This window comes from Bifidobacterium sp. UTCIF-39 (genome assembly GCF_006408715.1).
Classification (GTDB): domain Bacteria; phylum Actinomycetota; class Actinomycetes; order Actinomycetales; family Bifidobacteriaceae; genus Galliscardovia; species Galliscardovia tissieri.
Map to the genome: position 1 here is coordinate 1 of NZ_JEOG01000033.1, position 19,502 is coordinate 19,502.

9 protein-coding genes and 1 tRNA gene are annotated in these 19,502 nt (G+C 62.1%); 2 read left to right on the forward strand and 8 right to left on the reverse strand.

Going from position 1 to position 19,502, the window contains the following annotated elements:
* Positions 1-554: 554 nt before the first annotated feature.
* From EP30_RS10380 to nrdD, 6 genes are all read right to left on the reverse strand, one after another.
* Positions 555-2,621 (reverse strand): ABC transporter ATP-binding protein, encoded by a 2,067-nt coding sequence (locus EP30_RS10380; RefSeq protein WP_140558525.1) that lies wholly within the window; start codon positions 2,619-2,621, stop codon positions 555-557.
* Positions 2,621-4,405, reverse strand: a complete 1,785-nt coding sequence (locus EP30_RS10385) for an ABC transporter ATP-binding protein (protein ID WP_375137761.1) — start codon at positions 4,403-4,405, stop codon at positions 2,621-2,623. Before EP30_RS10385 ends, EP30_RS10380 begins: the two co-directional genes overlap by 1 nt.
* Before the next feature lie 212 nt (positions 4,406-4,617).
* On the reverse strand, positions 4,618-5,175 hold the full coding sequence (locus tag EP30_RS10390) for a MarR family winged helix-turn-helix transcriptional regulator (protein WP_181160883.1): 558 nt from the start codon (positions 5,173-5,175) through the stop codon (positions 4,618-4,620).
* A 346-nt stretch (positions 5,176-5,521) separates the two neighbouring features.
* Positions 5,522-10,570: an acyl-CoA dehydratase activase-related protein gene (locus EP30_RS10395; protein ID WP_140558527.1), complete on the reverse strand. Its 5,049-nt coding sequence runs from the start codon at positions 10,568-10,570 to the stop codon at positions 5,522-5,524.
* Positions 10,571-11,718: 1,148 nt separating this feature from the next.
* On the reverse strand, positions 11,719-12,432 hold the full coding sequence (gene nrdG / locus EP30_RS10400; protein ID WP_140558530.1) for an anaerobic ribonucleoside-triphosphate reductase activating protein: 714 nt from the start codon (positions 12,430-12,432) through the stop codon (positions 11,719-11,721).
* A gap of 229 nt (positions 12,433-12,661) precedes the next feature.
* Entirely contained in the window at positions 12,662-15,061 is a 2,400-nt protein-coding gene (gene nrdD / locus EP30_RS10405) for an anaerobic ribonucleoside-triphosphate reductase (RefSeq protein ID WP_140558533.1), read from the reverse strand.
* 352 nt (positions 15,062-15,413) lie between these two features.
* On the opposite strand from nrdD, the gene xseA reads away from it, so the two are divergent.
* A complete protein-coding gene (xseA, locus tag EP30_RS10410; protein WP_258185484.1) occupies positions 15,414-16,679 on the forward strand; it encodes an exodeoxyribonuclease VII large subunit in 1,266 nt (421 codons plus the stop codon).
* Between the two features lie 197 nt (positions 16,680-16,876).
* Positions 16,877-17,188: an exodeoxyribonuclease VII small subunit gene (locus tag EP30_RS10415; protein WP_094661820.1), complete on the forward strand. Its 312-nt coding sequence runs from the start codon at positions 16,877-16,879 to the stop codon at positions 17,186-17,188.
* A gap of 491 nt (positions 17,189-17,679) precedes the next feature.
* On the opposite strand, the gene EP30_RS10420 is transcribed toward EP30_RS10415, so the two are convergent.
* Positions 17,680-17,752 (reverse strand) — tRNA-His (locus EP30_RS10420).
* 248 nt (positions 17,753-18,000) lie between these two features.
* Positions 18,001-19,191, reverse strand: a complete 1,191-nt coding sequence (locus tag EP30_RS10425) for a glycosyltransferase (RefSeq protein ID WP_375137760.1) — start codon at positions 19,189-19,191, stop codon at positions 18,001-18,003.
* Between the last annotated feature and the right edge of the window lie 311 nt (positions 19,192-19,502).

The following is a 19,502-nucleotide window of genomic DNA, read 5'->3' on the forward strand; positions in this document are numbered from 1 at the left end:
TTTTACCCAGAGCCATCCGTCATGACCCGGTTTGACCCAGATCCCTGTCCGGTTTGACCCCGAATCATGTCCTATTAAACCCAGATCTTTGTCCTGTTCTACCCAGAACGGAGTTGGGTGAGTTCTGATATGTCCGTCTTGCCCCAGATTGCTGTCCTGATTGACCCAGAGGGATGATCCGTGGTTGAGGATGATGTCATCTTGGAATTCGCTGTCTGAACAGTCGTTCGATTCTTTGCTGTGGGCCCGGAATCATCCCCGTGCATAGAGGGGAAACACCGAAATGACTGATCACCACAAGATATCCGCTGCGAATCATCCCCACGCGAGGGGAACACTTAGACGTCGAACCGATTGGAAAACTGATCGGGAAAATCAAAAGGCCCGCACTCCCCTATCGGAGAATGCGGACCTTGATGCGGGATGCGGAGATCTCAGCGCGATGACGACGCAGTTGCATCGTCACGCGCAACCACGAGCAACCACGCGTAACCGGGCAACATATAGCCACGCAACCGACATCACGCACAGTCGCACAACCGCCCCTAATCCGATCAATCCAGCTCCACGGCGCCCGTGTACAGCTGGTAGTACTCGCCCTTCTGCGCGATGAGCTCGTCGTGCGAACCACGCTCGATGATGTTGCCATGATCGAGCACCATGATCACGTCGGAGTTGCGCACGGTGGAGAGGCGATGCGCGATCACGAACACGGTACGCCCCTTCATCAGGTTGTCCATGCCGGCCTGCACCACTTCCTCGGTGCGGGTGTCGATGGACGACGTCGCCTCGTCGAGGATCAGTGCGGGAGGGTCGGCCACGGCGGCTCGCGCGATGGAGATCAGCTGCCGCTGCCCCTGGGACAGGCCGCTGCCGTCACCCTCGAGTACGGTCTGGTATCCCTGCGGAAGCATGCGGATGAAGCTGTCCGCGTTCACCAGTCGCGCCGCCTCGATGCACTCCTCGTCGGTGGCATCCAGACGACCGTAGCGGATGTTGTCCATCACGGTGCCGGTGAACAGCGTTACGTCCTGCAGCACCACGCCGAGCGATCGACGCAGGTCCGGCTTGCGGATGCCCTTGATGGAGATGCCGTCGTAGAGGATCTGGCCTTCCTGGATGTCATAGAACCGGTTGATCAGGTTGGTCACGGTAGTCTTGCCGGCACCGGTGGCACCGACGAGCGCGATCTTCTGGCCCGGTTTGGCGAACCAGGTGATGTCATGCAGCACGGGCTTGTCGGGGTTGTAGCCGAACGTCACGTTGGTGAAGCGCACGTCGCCGCGCAGCAGCGTGAGGCGTCCGTCGGGCGAGGTGATCGCCGACTCGCGGGCCTTCACCGCCACCTCGCGGGCCTTGCCGTGCAGTTTCTCGGCGGCACGCAGCGAACGGGTGCCGTCGTCGCCCTCCTCGCGCTTCCATGCCCAGTGGCCGGTCTCGCGATCCGTTTCGGTCATGGTGCGGCCGTCCTCGCCGAGTTCCACGTTCACCAGGGTCACGGTGCCACCGTCGGTTTCGACCGGCTCGTCCATCAGCTGGAAGATGCGCGATGCGCCGGCGAGCGCCATCATCACCATGTTGAGCTGCATGGAGACCTGCCCGATCGGGTTGATGAACGAGCGGCTGAGCGTGAGCAGCGAGATGAGCGTGCCGAGCGTGAGCGGGCCCGCGCCGGAGAGGCCGAAGTTGCCGACGCCGGCGAGCGCCATGGCTCCGCCGATGATGGCGAGCAGGATGTAGAGCATGTAGCCCATGTTGCCCACAACCGGCATGGTGACGTTGCCCCAGGTATTGGCTTCGGCGGAGGCTTCGAAGAGCTCCTGGTTCTTCTGGTCGAAGGTCTTCTGGGTGGTGTCCTCGTGGTTGAACACCTTGATGACCTTCTGGCCGTTGACGGATTCCTCGACGAACGCGTTGACGTCGCCGAGCCAGTGCTGCTGCTTGACGAAGTAGCGTCCGGCACGACCGACGATCGCACGGATGATCATGAACAGCATCACGGTGAACAGCAGCACGAACGCGGTGATCGGCACGCTGAGCCAGAGCATGGAGATGACGGCCGCGATCGAGGAGATGGCTGCGGCGAACATCTGCGGGAATGACTGGCTGATGGCCTGTCGCAGCGTGTCGGTGTCGTTCGTGTAGCGGCTCATGATGTCGCCGTGTTCGTTGGTGTCGAAGTAGCGGATGGGCAGACGCTGCTGGTGGGCGAACATGTCGTCTCGGATTTTCTTGAGCGTGCCCTGTTCGACGGCGACGACGAGCCACTGCCAAAGCCATCCGCAGAGGATGCCGGCCACGTACAGGCATCCGATGAGGGTGATGGCGCGCAGCAGCGGCCCCCAGTCGGGGTTGGTCTGGCCGACCATCGGCAGAATGTACGTGTCGATGAGGGTCTGCAGGAACAGTGCGGATCCTGCCTGTGCGGCGGCTCCGACGAGGATGCAGACGACGATGACGACCACGTGCACCTTGTATTGCAGAATGTATCCGAAGATGCGTTTTATGGTGCCGGGTGCGGGCTTGCCGATGCCGGGTTTGCGATTGCCGAACGCGTTCTTGGTGGCGGACGCGGACTGTGCCTGGTTGTTCTGCGCGGTCTGATTGTTCTGTTCCGTCATTATCGTGCACCTCCTTCGGCGGTGGGAGCGTTGTGGACTTCGTGGGCCAACGACTGTTCCTCCTCGGGCAGTTCGGCTTCGGTGGCGTTCAACGCGTCGCCCGCGGAACGGTCGGCCGTCGCGGCAACGTCATCCGCCACGTCCTCCGGCTGGCCCTGATTCTTGGTCTGGGATTCGTAGATGGACCGGTATTCCTCACAGGTGAGCAGCAGTTCGTCATGTGTGCCGCGTGCCATGATGCGGCCGCCGTCCATGACGAGGATCATGTCGGACTCCTGCACCGAGGAGACGCGCTGGGCGATGATGATCTTGGTGGTGTCCGGGATCTCGTTGTGGAACGCCTCACGGATGAGTCGGTCGGTCTTGGTGTCGACGGCGCTGGTGGAGTCGTCGAGGATGAGGATCTTCGGCTTCTTCAGCAGTGCGCGCGCGATGCACAGTCGCTGACGCTGGCCGCCGGACACGTTGGTGCCGCCCTGTTCGATATACGTGTCGTACTTGTCGGGGAATTCCTGGATGAAGCTGTCGGCCTGGGCGAGCTGGCAGGCGTGGCGCAGCTCCTCGTCGGTGGCGTTCGGGTTGCCCCAGCGCAGGTTTTCGGCGATGGTGCCGCTGAACAGCACGTTCTTCTGCAGAACCATGGCCACCTGGTCGCGCAAGGCTTCAATATCGTATCGACGTACGTCGAGGCCGCCGACCCGCAGGGATCCGGCGGATACGTCGTACAGACGGGGTATGAGCTGAACGAGCGAGGACTTGGAGGAACCGGTGCCGCCGACGATGCCGATGGTCGCGCCGGACGGGATATTCAGGTCAATGTCGTCGAGCACCGGCTTTTCCGAACTGTCGGAGTAGCGGAAGGTCACGTGGTCGAAGTTGATCGAACCGTCGGCCACGGTCATGACGGGCTGGTCGGGATCGGTCACGGTGCTTTCCTCCTGCAGCACCTGACAGATGCGTTCGGCGGACGCCTGCGAGATGATCACCATGACGAAGATCATGGACAGCATCATCATGGCCATAAGGATCTGCATGGCGTAGGTGACGAGCGCGGTCAGATCACCGGTGGTCAGGCCCAGTGCGGCGTTGTTGCCGGAGTCGACGATCTGCACGGCACCCATCCACGAGATGAGGATCATGGAGCCGTAGATGCAGAGCATCATAAGCGGCATGTTGAAGCTCATGATGCGCTCGGCCTTGATGAAGTCCTTGAAGATGCGCTTGGAGATGCGGTCGAACTTGTTGATCTCGAACGATTCGCGGTTGTACGACTTGACCACGCGGATGCCCTGCAGGTTCTCGTCAACCACGTTGTTCAGCTCATCGTACGTGTGGAACACGCGCTCGAACACGGGGTGGACGAGCACGGCCAGACCGCACAGGCCAAGTCCGAGAATCGGGATGCAGGCGAGGAACACCATGGAGATGCTCGGGCTGATGCGGAACGAGAAGATCCACGCGACGATGACCATGATCGGCGCACGCACGCCCATGCGGATCATCATGGCGTACGCGTTCTGCAGATTAGTCACGTCGGTGGTGAGCCTGGTGATGATCGAACCGGTGGAGAACCGGTCGATGTTGGTGAAGCTGAAGTCCTGCACCTTTTCAAACTGGTCATGACGCAGGTTCTTGGCGAAACCGGCGGCGGCGATGGCGGCGAACTTTCCTGCAAGGAAGCCGCAACCCAGCGAAACCAGCGAGCAGCACAGCAGGATCAGGCCGAACTTGATGATGGCTGGCATGCTGCCGCCCGTGATGCCCTGATCGATCAGCGTTGCCATGATCGTTGGGATCACGATCTCCAGCACGCTTTCGATGATCACGAACACCGGGGCCAGCAGACTGTGCTTCCGGTATTCGCGCAGGGACCTTCCCAGCGTACGGATCACATGCTTGGGCTTGTCCGGTTCGACGGACTTGCGCGCCTTTTCGATGACCGCTTCGGTGGCGGCTGCGTCATCGGCCGGCCGCGTCTTCGTGTTTGCGGTAGTGCTCACGCGTTCTCCTCCCTCGTGTTCTTCTTGATGTTGTTCTTATTGTTCTGATTGTTGTTGTTCACGATGTCGTCGTGATGGTCCGTCGAGACCGCGCCGTGCTCTCCCCGTTCGAACCGTTGCTGCGCTGCGGCGATGTTGTCGCGCATCCGGCGCACATAGTCGTAAAGGGCACGCTCCTCCTCTTCGGAGAATCCCCCGACCAGCTGCCGTTCCATGCGCTCGCCGTTCGCTTTGAGGTCGGCGACGATGGCGTCAGCCTTCGCCGTCAGCACGATCTTCTTCAGCCGTGCGTCGTGGGCGACCGGCTCGCGGATGATCAGTCCTTTCTTCTCCATCAGTCCCAGCACCCTCGACGCCGTGGAACGGGTGATGCAGAATTTCTGCTCGATGGTGTGCTGGTAAATGTCCGTGCCACGGTTGCGGGCGAGGAACATGATGATGCGCGCATTGCCCCCCGTGGCGTCCGCGGCCGATTCGGGCATGGTCTCACCGAGATACCGGTCGACGGACTTGCACAGGGCGCGCAGTTCAAGGCTCAGAAAGCGTTTGTCCATGCGGCTCCTTGATCTCACACCCTTGCGGTCGACGTCTTCTCGTCATTGCCGTCAATCCGCAATAGGAAATGTTGTATATGCAACGAGACACTCTAATACGTATCATATACAACAGTTGCAGATACAACAATTCGGTGTGTCGGTGGGCAATCGCTGAGTTCTGTGCGGATTATTCGGCTTGCAGACATCAATCCGCGAGTTCTGAGCGGAGAATTTGCCTTACCCCAAGTACGACCCTTGATATTGCAAGCCTCATACTTCGCTTTTCGTCCCGGCAACGCACAGAACTCGAAGATTGGTGTCTGCACTCCTTTGAAATCCGCGCAGAACTCGGAGTTAGGTCACGTCACGCCGCTTCGGACAGGCTCGGCGTGGACTGAGTGTCGCCGCCGTCCTTGCCGGCCGCCGTGCCCGACGTGCCGTGCTCCTGCTCCTGTTTGCGCTCGTCGTTCTCCACGGCATCCGCATCCACGCCAGCGGCCTCGGCGGCCTGACGCTTGGCCTCGGCCTGCTTGGCGGCGGAGATCATGAGCTTGATGCGGTTGAGCTGGTTCGCCTGCGAGGCGCCCGGATCGTAGTCGATGGACACGATGTTCGCCTCGGGGTGCTGTCGGCGGATCTCACCGAACATGCCACGTCCGGTTACGTGGTTCGGCAGGCATGCGAACGGCTGCGCACACACCACGTTCGGCGCACCGGACTCGATGAGTTCGAGGATCTCGGCGGTCAGCAGCCAGCCCTCGCCGGCCTGCACGCCCACCGACGTGACCTCGCCGGCCTTCTTCACCAACTCGGCCATCGGCAGATCCTGCTGGAACTTGCCATGCGCCAGATCGATGGCCCGTCGCACCGGGTTGAGGTACCGATCCAGTCCCCAGCGCATGAGCGCATACAGTTTCTGGTTGCCGCCCATGCCAAGGTTGTGCTCGTTCCAGTCGGTGATGTACGGGCGGGTGGTCATGAACTCCATGATGCCTGGCACCACGGCCTCGCATCCCTGGGATTCGATCACATCGACCACATGGTTGTTCGCATCGGGATGGTACTTGACGAGGATCTCGCCCACCACGCCCACGCGCGGCTTGCGCGGAATATCACGCAACGGCAGCGCGTCGAACGACTTGACGATCTCCTTGAGCAGGACCGGGTACGGCAGGTATCCCTTGCCGATCTTCGCCTTGGCGGTCTTCGAGAACCCATGGTGCTCGATCACCTCGCGGGTGATCGTGTCCCACATGCGGTACAGCTCGTTCGCGCTGCCCTTGACCTTCTCGTACGGACGCACGCGATACAGGCACTTGAGGAACATATCGCCCACGATCAGCGCCTTGATCGCACGATGCAGCAGCGCCGGGGTCGGCGTGAAACCAGGGTTGGATTCGAGTCCCTGCGTGCTCAGCGCGATCACCGGCACCTGCGGGTATCCGGCGTCGATGAGCGCCTTGCGGATCAGACCGAAGTAGTTCGTGGCACGGCACATACCACCGGTCTGCGTGATGGCGAGCGCCACCTTGTCCGGATCGTACTTGCCTTCGACGATGGCGTTGACGAGCTGGCCGACGACCATGATGGCCGGGTAGCAGGCGTCGTTGTTCACGTACTTGAGGCCGAGTTCGACGTCCTCGCGGCTGGCGTGTTCGAGGACGTCGAACTTGTAGCCGCCGGAACGGATTACGGATTCGATGAGCGACATGTGCATGGGGCTCATCTGCGGCGCCACGATGGTGTAGTCCTTTTTCATGGACTTGCCGAAGGGGATGCGGTTGGCGTACTTCGACATGGTGGCGGTGTTGTGCGCGTTCTTCTTGGTCTGCGTGCTGGCCTTGGGGTTGCCGTCCATGACGGCGTCGAGCAGCACCTGACGGCCTGGCGTGGGGGCCTTGGAACCGGTACGGCGGAATTCGCCGGTACGGCCCTTCGGCGCGCTGCCCGCTCCGGCACCGGCACCAGCACCCGCACCTGGCGCTCCGGCACCCGTTCCAGTAACACCAGCACCCGCGCCAAGCGCGATCCTGTACGGCTTATCCACGAATCCGGCGTCCAAGTTGGCGGCCGGCATGGTGGCCTCCACCTCGGCCTGGGCGGCTTCGAGCTGCGCCTTGGCCTCCTCGAACCGGGCCTGCGCCTCGGCGAGACGGTTTTCGGATTCGGTTTCGCGACGCACCTGCTCGGCGGTGATCTGCGCGGCGTGCTCCTCACGCTTCTTGTTGGCCTCACGTTCCTCCACGGCCGCCTTGAGCGAGCGCAGTCGGATCTTGGCGGCACCCAGGTTCGACACTTCGTCGATCTTGAGCAGCGTGTACACGTCGGCCTTGTCCGCGAGGATCTCGGAGACCTGATCGGTGGTGATGGCGTCGAGTCCGCAGCCGAAGGAGTTGAGCTGCACGAGCTCGAGTCCCGGATAGGAGGCCACAAAGTTCGCGGCCGCGTACAGACGCGAATGGTAGGCCCACTGGTTGGTCACGCGCAACGGCATGCGGGTGACCTTGCGGTCGCCTACGTGGCGGAATCCGGCGGAGTCCTTGGTCCGTGGATTCTTCTCCCCCTCGGCGAGATAGTCGCTCAGATGCAGGTCCTCGCCGGGCTGCAGTTCGCAGATCGAATCCTCGGACAGCACGACCATGCCGAGCGCGCAGATCGTCTCGGGAATGCCGTGGTTGATCTCCGGATCGATGTGGTAGGGGCGTCCGGCGAGCACGATGCCGCGGCAGTTGTGCTCCTTCATGTAGGCGAGCGCGCGCAGGCCCTCCTGCTGCACGTCGTGCTTGAACAGCTTGTCTTCGGCGTACGCCGCCTTGACGGCCTGTTCCGCCTCCTCACGCGTGACGTTGGCCCACGCGAACTCCTCGACGATGCGGTCGACCATGAGGTCGTGGTTGGCGAGGTTGAAGTAGGGGCGCATGTAGCGGATCGACGGGTCGCGCAGTTCGGGCATGTTCGCGCCGATCACGACCGGATAGTTGGCCACGACCGGGCAGTTGTAGTGGTTGTCCGTGTTCTCGACCAGGTTCTCTTCGTAGCTCACGCACGGGTAGAAGATCGTCTTGATGCCCTTGTGCAGCAGCCACTTGATGTGGCCGTGCACGAGCTTGGCCGGGTAGCAGATGTTCTCGGAGGCGATGGAGTCGATACCCGTCTCGAACAGTTCGTGGTTGGACCGCCCGGAGATCATCACCTTGAAGCCGAGGCTGGTGAGCAGCGTAAACCAGAACGGGTAGTTCTCGTACATGTTGAGCACGCGCGGGATGCCGATCTCGCCGCGAGTGGCCTTCTTGTCGGTGAGCCTGCGGTAGGCGAAGCACCGCTTGTACTTGTATTCGTACAGGTTGGGGCGGTCGCTGCGCTTGCGTTTGCTGTCGCCGCCGCGCTCGCAGCGGTTGCCGGTCACGTAGCGGGAGCCGTCGGCGAACGTGGTGATGGTGAGCTTGCAGTGGTTCTGGCACAGCTTGCACACGTCACGTTCGGAGGTCATCGACAGGTTGTCGAGTTCGTCGCCGGAGAGGATCGAGGAACGCTTGTCCGGATCGTCATCGTCGTTGTAGTGCATGCGCGCGGTGAGGGCGGCGCCGAACGCGCCCATGAGGCCGGCGATATTCGGTCGGGTCACTTCGCGCTCGGTGAGCAGTTCGAATGCGCGCAGCACGGCGTCGTTGAGGAAGGTGCCGCCCTGCACGACCACGGTGTCGCCGAGGTCGCCGGCGTCACGCAGCTTGATCACCTTGTACAGGGCGTTGCGCACGACGGAGTAGCACAGGCCGGCGGCGATGTTTTCGATCGATGCGCCTTCCTTCTGCGCCTGCTTGACGGACGAGTTCATGAACACGGTGCATCGCGAGCCGAGGTCGACGGGATGATCGGAGGCGAGCGCCTTCTGTGTGAATTCCTGAATGCTCAGTCCCATGGACTGGGCGAAAGTCTGCAGGAACGATCCGCAGCCGGACGAGCATGCCTCGTTGACGGCGATCGAGTCGATCACGCCGTCATTGATGGCGAGGTATTTCATGTCCTGTCCGCCGATGTCGATCACGGCGGTGACGCCGGGACTGACCATTTCCGCACCGCGATAGTGGGCCATGGTCTCGACCACGCCTTCGTCGAGATGCAGACCGGTGGTGATCAGTCCTTCGCCGTAGCCGGTGGCGCAGCTACGGGCGATGTACGCACCGTCCGGCAGTTCGCTTTGGATTTTCTTGACGATGTTGACGGCGGCGGTCAGCGGGCTGCCTTCGTTGTTGGCGTAGCTGGACCAGACGATTTCGCGATCGTCGTTGACGAGTGTGGCCTTGATGGTGGTGGAGCCCGCGTCGATGCCGAGGAAGTGCGGTCCGTGGGCGCCTTCGAGCGTGCCGATGTGGATGTGTTCGCGGTGGTGACGCTCGTTGAAGCGTTCGCGATCCTCCTCGGTGTTGAACAGCGGAGGCATGGTGGGCGTGTTGCTCGGCAGGTTCTTCAGGTTTTCCAGCGCCTGGAGGATGTCGGGGAGCGTGCGCGCCTCGTAGTGGACGGTGCCTTCCTCGTTCTGTTCGGAGTCCTCCTGTCCGGCGAGCAGCGCGGCGCCGTATGCCACGTACAGGTGCGCGTCCTCGGGGGTGATGAATTCCTTGACGCGGTCCTTGAGCGCCCGTCGGAATGCCTCGCGCAGTTCGGAGAGGAAGAACAGCGGGCCGCCGAGGAAGATCACGGTGCCGCGGATCGGGCGTCCGGAGGACAGGCCGGCGATGGTCTGCGTGGCCACGGCCGTGAAGATGGACGCGGCGAGGTCGGGTTTGGCCGCACCGTCGTTGATGAGCGGTTGGAGATCGGTTTTGGCGAACACGCCGCATCGCGAGGCGATCGGGTAGAGCGTCTCGTAGTTCTTGGCCATGTTGTTCAGACCGGTGGCGTCGGTGTCGAGCAGTGTGGCCATCTGGTCGATGAACGCGCCGGTGCCGCCTGCGCATGAACCGTTCATGCGCTGTTCGGGCGTGGGCTTGAGATACGTGACCTTGGCGTCCTCGCCGCCGAGTTCGATGATCACGTCGGCCTGCGGATACTTGGCGTCGATCGCCACGGTTTCGGCGATGACCTCCTGGGCGAACGGCACGTGGAGGTTGTCGGCGAGGCCGAGGCCGCCGGATCCGGTGATGGACAGGCGCACGGGTTCGTCGCCGCGTCCCAGTTCCTCAAGATGATGGTGGATGTCGGTGAGCAGTTCGGCCACCGTGGCGCGCACGTTGGCGTGATGTCGCCGATAGTCGGCGTAGAGAATGTGCTGGCCGGGGGCGGCCAGCGGCGATTCGTCTCCCCCGTTTTCCTCGGTCTGGACGCCGTCCTTATCCAGGACCACCGCCTTCACCGTTGTCGATCCAATATCCAGACCGATCCTGATGCAGTCGTTCGTCTTCAACTCCGGCATACCTTTTCCTTCAATTCGTCCGTGTGCCTCTTCACGCCTACCCGGCCGCGCTCACTTCGTTTTTTGCTGCAACCCTTCATATGCGTTCGCACATTTCCTTGTAGTATCGTAGTCGTCACTACGGAACGTGGACGATCACCAAACCGTTACACGCCCGTATTTTGAGCCGACAGCGAATGATTCTCGACATACCTCACAAAGTTGTTCGTTCTGCCATCACTGATTCCCCGCAGTTCTGTATCCACACATCTGGGAGTGTCTCGGTAAGTGTGTAACTGGTCTTGGTCGCATGCGTGCGTCGGATACGCACTGGATCGGGTTTCCCACTGCGGGCTCATCTCGGATGTTCGTCGGATACGCAGTAAAGCACGCCCCTCGGTGCGGGTTTGCCATACATGGATGCCGCATCGAAGCGCGTCCCCTACTGCGGGTTCGTCTCACGCGTGCGTCAAATGCGCACCGGAGCGTGTCCTTAACTGCGGGTTTGTCACAGACGTGCGTTGAATACGCAGCGAGGAGTGCGGCTCGGTGCGGGTTTGCCTCACGCGTGCGCCGAATACGCAGTGAAGCGTGCTCTTAACTGCGGGTTTGTCACAGACGTGCGTCGGATACGCAGCGAGGAGTGCGGCTCGGTGCGGGTTCGTCTCACGCGTGCGCCGCATGGGCACCGCGGCGTGTCTCCGGTGCTTAAGTGACGTATTCGTGCGTCATTTGATCACTGAGCAGTCTCTTGGATGCTTGCCGGACGCACGTATGCGTCATATGAGCATCGGAGCGTACGTCCGGTGCTTGTCCGGTGCATGCGTGCGTCGGATACGCACCGAGGCGGGGAACTGTCTTTCCATATGTCGTCACCGCTTCGATCGGCGCGGCACGCAGCGGAAGCCCCCTCCCGCAGGCCTCGCGACCGGCAGCCAAGACCAGTCACACACCACCTACCAAGACTCCCGCAGAAGGCCCCCGTTCACCCTCATCAGAAAGCCAAAGTCCTCCTATCCGTCCCATGAGGCGACCGAAGGACCCCCATTCACCTCATAAGGAGCCCGAAGGACCTAGGAGATGCGTCATGACGCGTGTGGCATCGGTGGCGCAGAAGGCGAAGGCGTACAAAGGTACGTCGAGTCTTCTGTGCCGCCGATGACACTCCGTCAGGATGCATCTCCTTCGCCGGCCGCGCGGTCCTTGCCATATATCTCGGGGATGAATCGCTCCTGGTCGTGGAGTTTGGCCCAGATGACGGGCTTGCCGGCGGCAAACGACTTCGGAACGTCGAGGATGCGCTGGTTTTTGGAGCCGCGGAATTGGAGGAGGGAGTCATGCTGATCCTTGAGGTAGCGACCGTCGACGAGGATGTCGATGAGCTGGAGGAGCTCGAGCTTGTCGGGGGTTTCGCCGGGGCGCATGAGCTCTTCCCAGGTGTAGCCGGTCCAGCACCAGATGTCTTTGGTGTGACCGAAGCGTTCGCGGATCTTGCGGCAGAGGGGGATGAGGATGGTGGTGTTAAGGAGGGGTTCGCCGCCGAGGAGGGTGAGACCTTGGACGAAGGATTGGGAGAGGTCGTCCATGATCTGGTCTTCGAGTCTCTGGTTGTACTCGTAGCCGGCTTGGAAGTCCCAGATGGAGGAGTTGTAGCAGCCGTCGCAGCGGAAGGGGCAGCCGCTGACGTAGATGGAGCAGCGGATGCCTTCGCCGTCGGTCATGAGGAAGCGTTTGTAGTCGGCGACCATGCCCTGGCCCATACGACGACCGTCCCATTGGCCGGCGCGGGGGTTGTTGGTGAGTTCGCTGGGAACGCCGGGACCACGGTCGGGCTCTCCGGCGGCGAAGTCGTGGTGTTTGACCTGTTTCCATGAATCGGGCATGGGCGTTCTCCTTCTGCTGGCGCGGACGGCGTCTTCCTCTGTACATGGCTTGTACGTGTTCTCAGTCATACGCCGCCGTGCGGAGCGCGCACATGACTGAGGGGAGCCCCTGCGTGCACAACAATGCAACGCGGTGGGCTCCCCTCGGTCGGCGTTGCCGACGGCCCCCTCGTTGGCCTGTGTTGGCTGTTAGCCGAGGGAGCCGGAGATGGCTGGTGGTGTCACCGGATCACTTGGTGTCTTCGAACCATTCGCGCTCGGTGCCGTCCTTGAGCGTCACGTGTCCGGTTTCGCCGGCCATGTGCTTGACGCGGTGGGCGATCTCCTCGTGGCGGCCGTGCACCATGGGGCGCTGGACCGGGTTGCCGAGGTAGCCGCAGGTGCGCTTGGTCACATTGCACTTGTCGGGGTCGGAGTTGCCGCATTCGGGGCACTTGAAACCTTCGTCGGTGGGCTCGAAGTCGCCTTCGAAGCCGCAGACGAAGCAGTGGTCGATGGGCGTGTTGGTGCCGAGGTAGCCGATGCCGATGTTGTAGGCGTAGTCCCACACGGCTTCAAGGGCCTTGGGGTTCGGCTGCAGACAGGGGAACTCACAGTAGTTGATGAAGCCACCGGAGGCGAGGTAAGGGAAGTCCTTCTCGTAGGCGAGCTTCTCCATGGGGGTGGGCTGCAGCCACACCGGGTAGTGGAAGCTGTTGGTGTAGAAGTCGTGATCGGTCACGCCTTCGACCACGCCGAACTTCTCGCGGTCCATGCGGTTGAAGCGGTCGGTGAGGCTTTCGGCCGGGGTGGAGTACACGGAGTAGTGGTATCCCTCGGCGGCGCTCCACTGCTTGCACAGCTCGTTCATGCGGCGCACGATCGACAGGGCGAACTTCTTGCCGTCCTCATCCCAGTGGTGATCGGTCATCCAGTCCTTGCCGAAGAACACGGCGGTGGTCTCGTAGAGGCCGATGTAGCCGAGGGACACGGTGGCGCGACCGTCCTTGAACAGCTGATCGACCTTGTCGTTGGCGTTCAGGCGGCCGAAGGCACCGTAGCGGTAGAGCGTGGGGGCGTTGACCGGGGTGGCCTGCTTGCAGCGCATGATGCGGAACTGGAGCGCCTCGTGGGCGATCTCCATGCGCTGGTTGAACAGCTTCCAGAAGCGGTCGACGTCGCCGTGCGATTCGAGGGCGATGCGCGGCACGTTCACGGACACCACGCCGAGGTTCATGCGGCCGTCGGTGACGTCCTCGCCGGTCTTCGGGTCCTTCCATCCCTGCAGGAAGGAACGGCAGCCCATCGGGGCCTTGAAGGAGCCGGTGATCTTGACGATGTTCTCGTAGAACACCACGTCGGGGTACATGCGCTTGGTGGCGGACTCGAGGGCCAGCTGCTTGAGGTCGTAGTTCGGGTCGCCCGGGTCGGCGTTCACGCCGTGCTTGATGGTGAACACGAGCTTGGGGAAGATGGCGGTGTGACGGTCCTTGCCGAGGCCGCGGATGCGGTTGAGCAGGATCGCGCGCTGGATCTCGCGGGCGAACCAGGAGGTGCCGAGACCAAAGCCGACGGTGACGAACGGGGTCTGGCCGTTGGACACGCGGTTGGAGTTGATCTGGTACTCCATGGTCTGCATGGCGTCGTAGATGGCCTTGCGGGTCATGATCTTGGCGTAGATCTCGCGCAGCTGCTCGATCTCGGAGAGGTTCTCGTCGAACGGGGTGTCCTCGCCCAGCGGCTCGCGGTTCTCGAAGTGCAGCCACTTGGGCTCCTGGGCCTTGAGGCCCTTGACGACGTCCTCGGCCACGTTCAGCGGCATCTCGTCGGGCAGGATGGCCTCGGCCATGCGCAGGTTCTTCTCGTAGTCGCGCTTGGCGTAGCGTTCGAGCATCTCGTCGCAGCGGTTGACGGTCTGTCCGCCGTACTGGCAGCCGGCGATGTCCTTGATGATCTGCGTGATCTGCGTGGCGGCGGTGCCGATGGACTTCGGGGAGTCCATCATGGCGTTGCCCAGGGCGAAGCCGTGCTCGAGCATGTCGCCGAAGTCGGGCAGCGAGCAGTTGCTCATGGCGGTGAACGGCGAGTAGTCGGCGTCATGGAAGTGGATGTCGCCCTTCATGTGGGCGTTGGAGACCTGTTCGGGCAGCATGGAGAAGGCGGAGGCCTTGCTCACGGCACCGGCGAGCAGATCGCGCTGGGTGGCGTAGACGTTGGAGTCCTTGTTGGCGTTCTCACGCACCAGGGCCTCGTCCTTGTTGACCAGACGGCTCACAGCCTCGTTGATGTCGGTGGCCTTGGCGCGTTCGATGTCCTTGTTGAGGCGGTAGTTGGTGTAGGTGCGAGCCACATCGTACAGGTGCTCGCCGATGAGGGCGTGCTCGACCAAGTTCTGGATGTCCTCGATCTTGGCGGGGCCGGTGTAGCGGGTCTTCACCTCGGCCTCCACGCGGTCCGCGATGTCACGGATGATGCGCTCCTCTTCGGGGCCCACCTTCTTGTCAAGGTCGCCGAATGCAGCGGCCACGGCATTGATGATGTTGATCGGATCAAAATCCACGACCCTGCCGTCGCGCTTCTCCACGAGCACGGTTTCCTTCTGCGGACGAATCACCCCGGTCGTCTCCTGTTCCAGCACCTGTGCGCTCATCAGTCTCCTTCCGCCATGGTTCTCAGTGTGTCGGTTCAACGTTCTCCGTGGTCGTTATCGCCGGGACCACGCCAACCGGCCTATTGCACATTACAGCACTTCCACCACAATATCTAGTTGGGAACTGCAATGACAAACGCATATCTAGTGTTTTCGGCATCATGACGCGGAAAAGTGACGGCTCGGTAAACACCTGCCGGCGTGTCATGGCCGAGCATCGATTGTGCACGAATCTCCGGACAGAAATCGGGGCGACACGACACATGGTGAGGTATCTCACATCGTCCGCACGGGCACCGTCACAGGTCATTCACAGACACGCATGTCCCGCACGCGACGGAAAGTGAAGGGCATGACCAATACGCTTTTCCCGGACTCCCCCGGAGCCCAGAACGTGCAGCCGCAGCCGCTTGCACGTCTGGCGAGGGACACCACTCCGGACAATCCATGGCCGATCAGTCTGCTGAGCCGCAAATACCACGATGCCGTGGCCAAATGGCCGGGCACGTGGATCGAGGGGCAGATCTCGGAGATCAACACCCGTCGTGCGGGATCCGCCTATCTCACCGTGCGGGACAACACGGAGGACATCTCCCTGAGCGTGACCGGCTTCGGCCGTTTCGCGCAGATGGCCCGAGAATTCCGTCAGGGCGATCGTGTGGTGTTGCACGGCCGGCCGGACGTGTGGATGAAGCAGACCCGTCTGAGTTTCATGGGCGACGACATCCGCCGTGTGGGCAAGGGCGATCTGATGGCGCAGATCGAGGAGCTGCGCAAGCGACTCAAGGGCGAGGGATTGTTCGACGCGGACAGCAAGGTGCCGCTCCCCCAGTTCCCCAAGCGCATCGGCCTGGTGTGCGCCCCGCAGGCGCGTGCCGAGGGTGATGTGATCACCAACGCACGGTTGCGCTGGCCCACCATCGAGTTCACGGTCGTGCATGCGCATGTGCAGGGCCCCAGCTGCCCGCCGGACGTGATCGCCGCGATCCAGCGGCTCGATGCGGATCCGACCGTGGACGTGATCATCGTGGCCCGAGGCGGCGGCAGCTTCGAGGATCTCATGGGGTTCTCGGACGAGGGCGTGGTGCGCGCCACGGCCGCCTGCGTCACGCCGATCGTGTCGGCCATCGGCCACGAGGACGACTGGACGCTGATCGATCTGGCCGCCGATCTTCGTGCGTCCACGCCGACCGACGCCGCCAAGCGCGTGGTGCCGGATGTGAACGAGCAGCTGCAGATCGTGGATGAGGCGCGCCGCCGTATGCGCGATCGCATCCGCGCCCGTGTGGACAATGAGATGCGACTGATCGAGGGCTATGCGAACCGTCCGAGCCTTACACAGCCGCTGACGATGCTGGAACGTCCACAGCGGTTCGTGGACGACGCACGGCAGCGTCTGGATATCGGCATGCGTCGCATTGTGGACGACGCATCGCTGACCGTGGAGAAGCTGCACGCCTCGCTGACCGCGTTGAGTCCGCAGTCCACGCTCGACCGCGGCTATGCGGTGATCCAGAACGCCGATGGACATGTGGTGACCGACGCCGACGACGTGAGAACCGGCGACGAGATCGCGGTCACGCTGCGTCACGGTCTGATCCATGCCACCGCGCGATGACGGAACCGCACAATGACGGCGTCAGGCGACAGTCCGGCATTCCGCGACCAATGACATAGCGACAACGACGAATGCACGGCAGATGACTATGCGCGTTGTTTCACGAACCCGTGTGAAACGCCCCCGTGAAACAGATTCGTGGAACAACGAACGATAGCCGTGAAACAACACATACATCTATATAAGGAATAAGGAGCATGATCATGACCGATCAGAACACGACCGAACAGCAGCCGTCCACCCTACCCTCGCTGAGCGCCGAGGAGCTCGAGCGCATCAATGCGCTGAGCTACGAGCAGGCGCGCGACCAGCTCATCCAGGCCGTACAGGCGTTGGAGGCCGGAGGGCTCGATCTCGACGCATCCATGCGCCAGTGGCAGTTGGGCGAGGCGCTGGCCCGTCGCGCGCAGGCCCTGCTCGATGACGTGCGCGCCCAACTTGACGCCGCCCAGGCCAATCAGGCCAGCGCGGGTGCCACCGCCGGCACCCAGAGCAATCTGGAGCAGTAATCGGGCATCGGACGCATCAGGCACCAATCGATCCACCAATGGGCTTCGGCCACACGCCTCAAGGGCGATGCGACCGAAGCCCATTCTCGTATCGCCTTCCCATGCATGACATCGCGACCCGTCATGCCGTGCCTGTTAACCGCAACCGTACGCCACATGAGCACGGAACACTCCTCCCGGTGCTTGTTCAGCGTATGCGTACGTCGCATAAGCACCGGAGCTCTTCATCGGTGTCTGTCCGACGGACGCACGCGTCCGACAAGCACCGGAGCCTATCCTCCATGCTTGTTCGGCGTATGCGTACGTCGCATAAGCACCACGGCCTTTCCTCCGTGCTTATTCGGCATATGCATGTGCCCAACGAGCACGGAACGCCCCTCCCGGTGCTTGCTCGGCGCATGCGTGCGTCAAATAGGCACTCTCCCGATTGCCCACGGGTTGCGGATATACGAAAAATCCCCGAAGCCTTTCGGCTCCGGGGATCACCTCGGGGTGGCTAACGTGGCTCGAACACGCGACCTTCTGAACCACAATCAGATGCTCTACCAACTGAGCTATAGCCACCATGTCGTCTTCACTCAGCGAGCTGAATGAGCGCAACAGGTGATTACTATACACGATCCACAGCAGCTGTCCACTTCGGCGTGTCGCGCTACATCATCCGGTCTTGGAATCCGCCGAAATCCTTACCCTACAAGGCCTTGAAGGACCGAATGCCACGCATACCGGGCAACGCTCCTCACCCGCCACGCCTATCCATCCACCGCGCCACTCCACCCACCACGTCACCACGTCCCGAAGTCCCCGAACCCTCACTTCCCACGAGCATGGTCCGCGATAGCCTCCCTCTCCATGGCAACGAACCGCTCCACGGACGACCGCACCGAATACCGCTCCTGCGTATGAGCCGCATACCGACGCCCCCAAGCCGCGCATTCCCCGGGGTGCTCATACCACCAGTCGATGCGCGCGGCGAGCTCCTGCACATCTCGCGCGGGGAACAGGGATTCGTCGGTGAGCGCGAACTGTTGCGCGGCACTCAGATCGGATTGCGCGATCACGGGAGGCAGACCGCAGGCCATGGCTTCGATCACGCTCACCGATTCGAGATCGGCGATGGACGGGTGGACGAACAGGTCGGCCGATCGCAGCAGATCGGGCATGGTCGCGTTGTCGTGGAATCCGATGTCGGCCGGTCGGACAAGCTTGCGTCGAGCCTGCATCCGCAGGTAGCGTTTGAGCGGCCCCGTGCCGGCGATCACCAGTCGTATGTCGTCACGGTGACGACATACGACGAGCGCGCGGATCAGCGTCATGTGGTCTTTTTCGTGGGAGAGTCTGCCGGATGCCATCACGAGGAACGGCTTCCGCACGGTTTCGGGGTAGTCGGTCTTGCCGGTGAACCGCGGGGAGTATCCGTTGGAGATGACGTGCAGATGGGCCGTATACCCGTGGTCGCGCAGGAGTCGTGCCGTCATTTCGGTGGGTACGTGGATGTGGTCGACCTTGCCGTAGAGCCAGTGGCGGAACAGCCGGTAGATGAACGCCGACATGCCTGGGATGAGTTTGAGCGGCCCTGCCGAGTACATGATGTTCTCCGGCTGGATGTGGTATCCGGCGGTGACGGGGAGGCCCATGCGTTGGGCGACTGCCAGTGCACGGCGGCCGAATCGGAAGGGCATGTAGATGTGCACGACGTCGACGCCGTCGAAGGCGCGTCGGAACAGTGCATCGTCGGGTTTGGCGAACAGCATCTGCTGTTTGGCGGCCACCCAGGAGATCAACGGCACGCGGTTGATGCGGGCCTTGTATTCTGGGGCCCCGACGCCGACGAGGCGTACCGTGTGTCCCTGTCGTTCGAGTTCCTCGGCGAATTGCAACGCCGAATTGGAGGTGCCGTTGCCCCGGTTGCCGAATGTGTCGAGCACAAGCGCGATGGTCAGCGGATGCCGTGTCGACTGCCGGCGTTCGGCCGTGTTCATGTCGTCTTGACTGCTTGCCATTCCTCAACTGTAGAACCGCCCGAACGGATTACGGGGAAACACGGGGTCATTCCCCGTCAACGTTCGACAGAACTGATCGGTTTGTCGTGTTGCATCGGTGTGGCACGACGCCTGTATGAAACAATGGGGAATGTGCATGGCCCGATGCCGTCGCATGGATGCGACGACATTGCCATGGCCATGCGAGACTCGGAAGGGGGTCGATAATCATGGCTATTGGTGGATTCTTCGGAATTATCGTGGCGCTCGTCGTCCTAGCGCTGATCATCCTGCTGTTGATCGCCAGCCTGTACATCGTGCCGCAGCAGAAC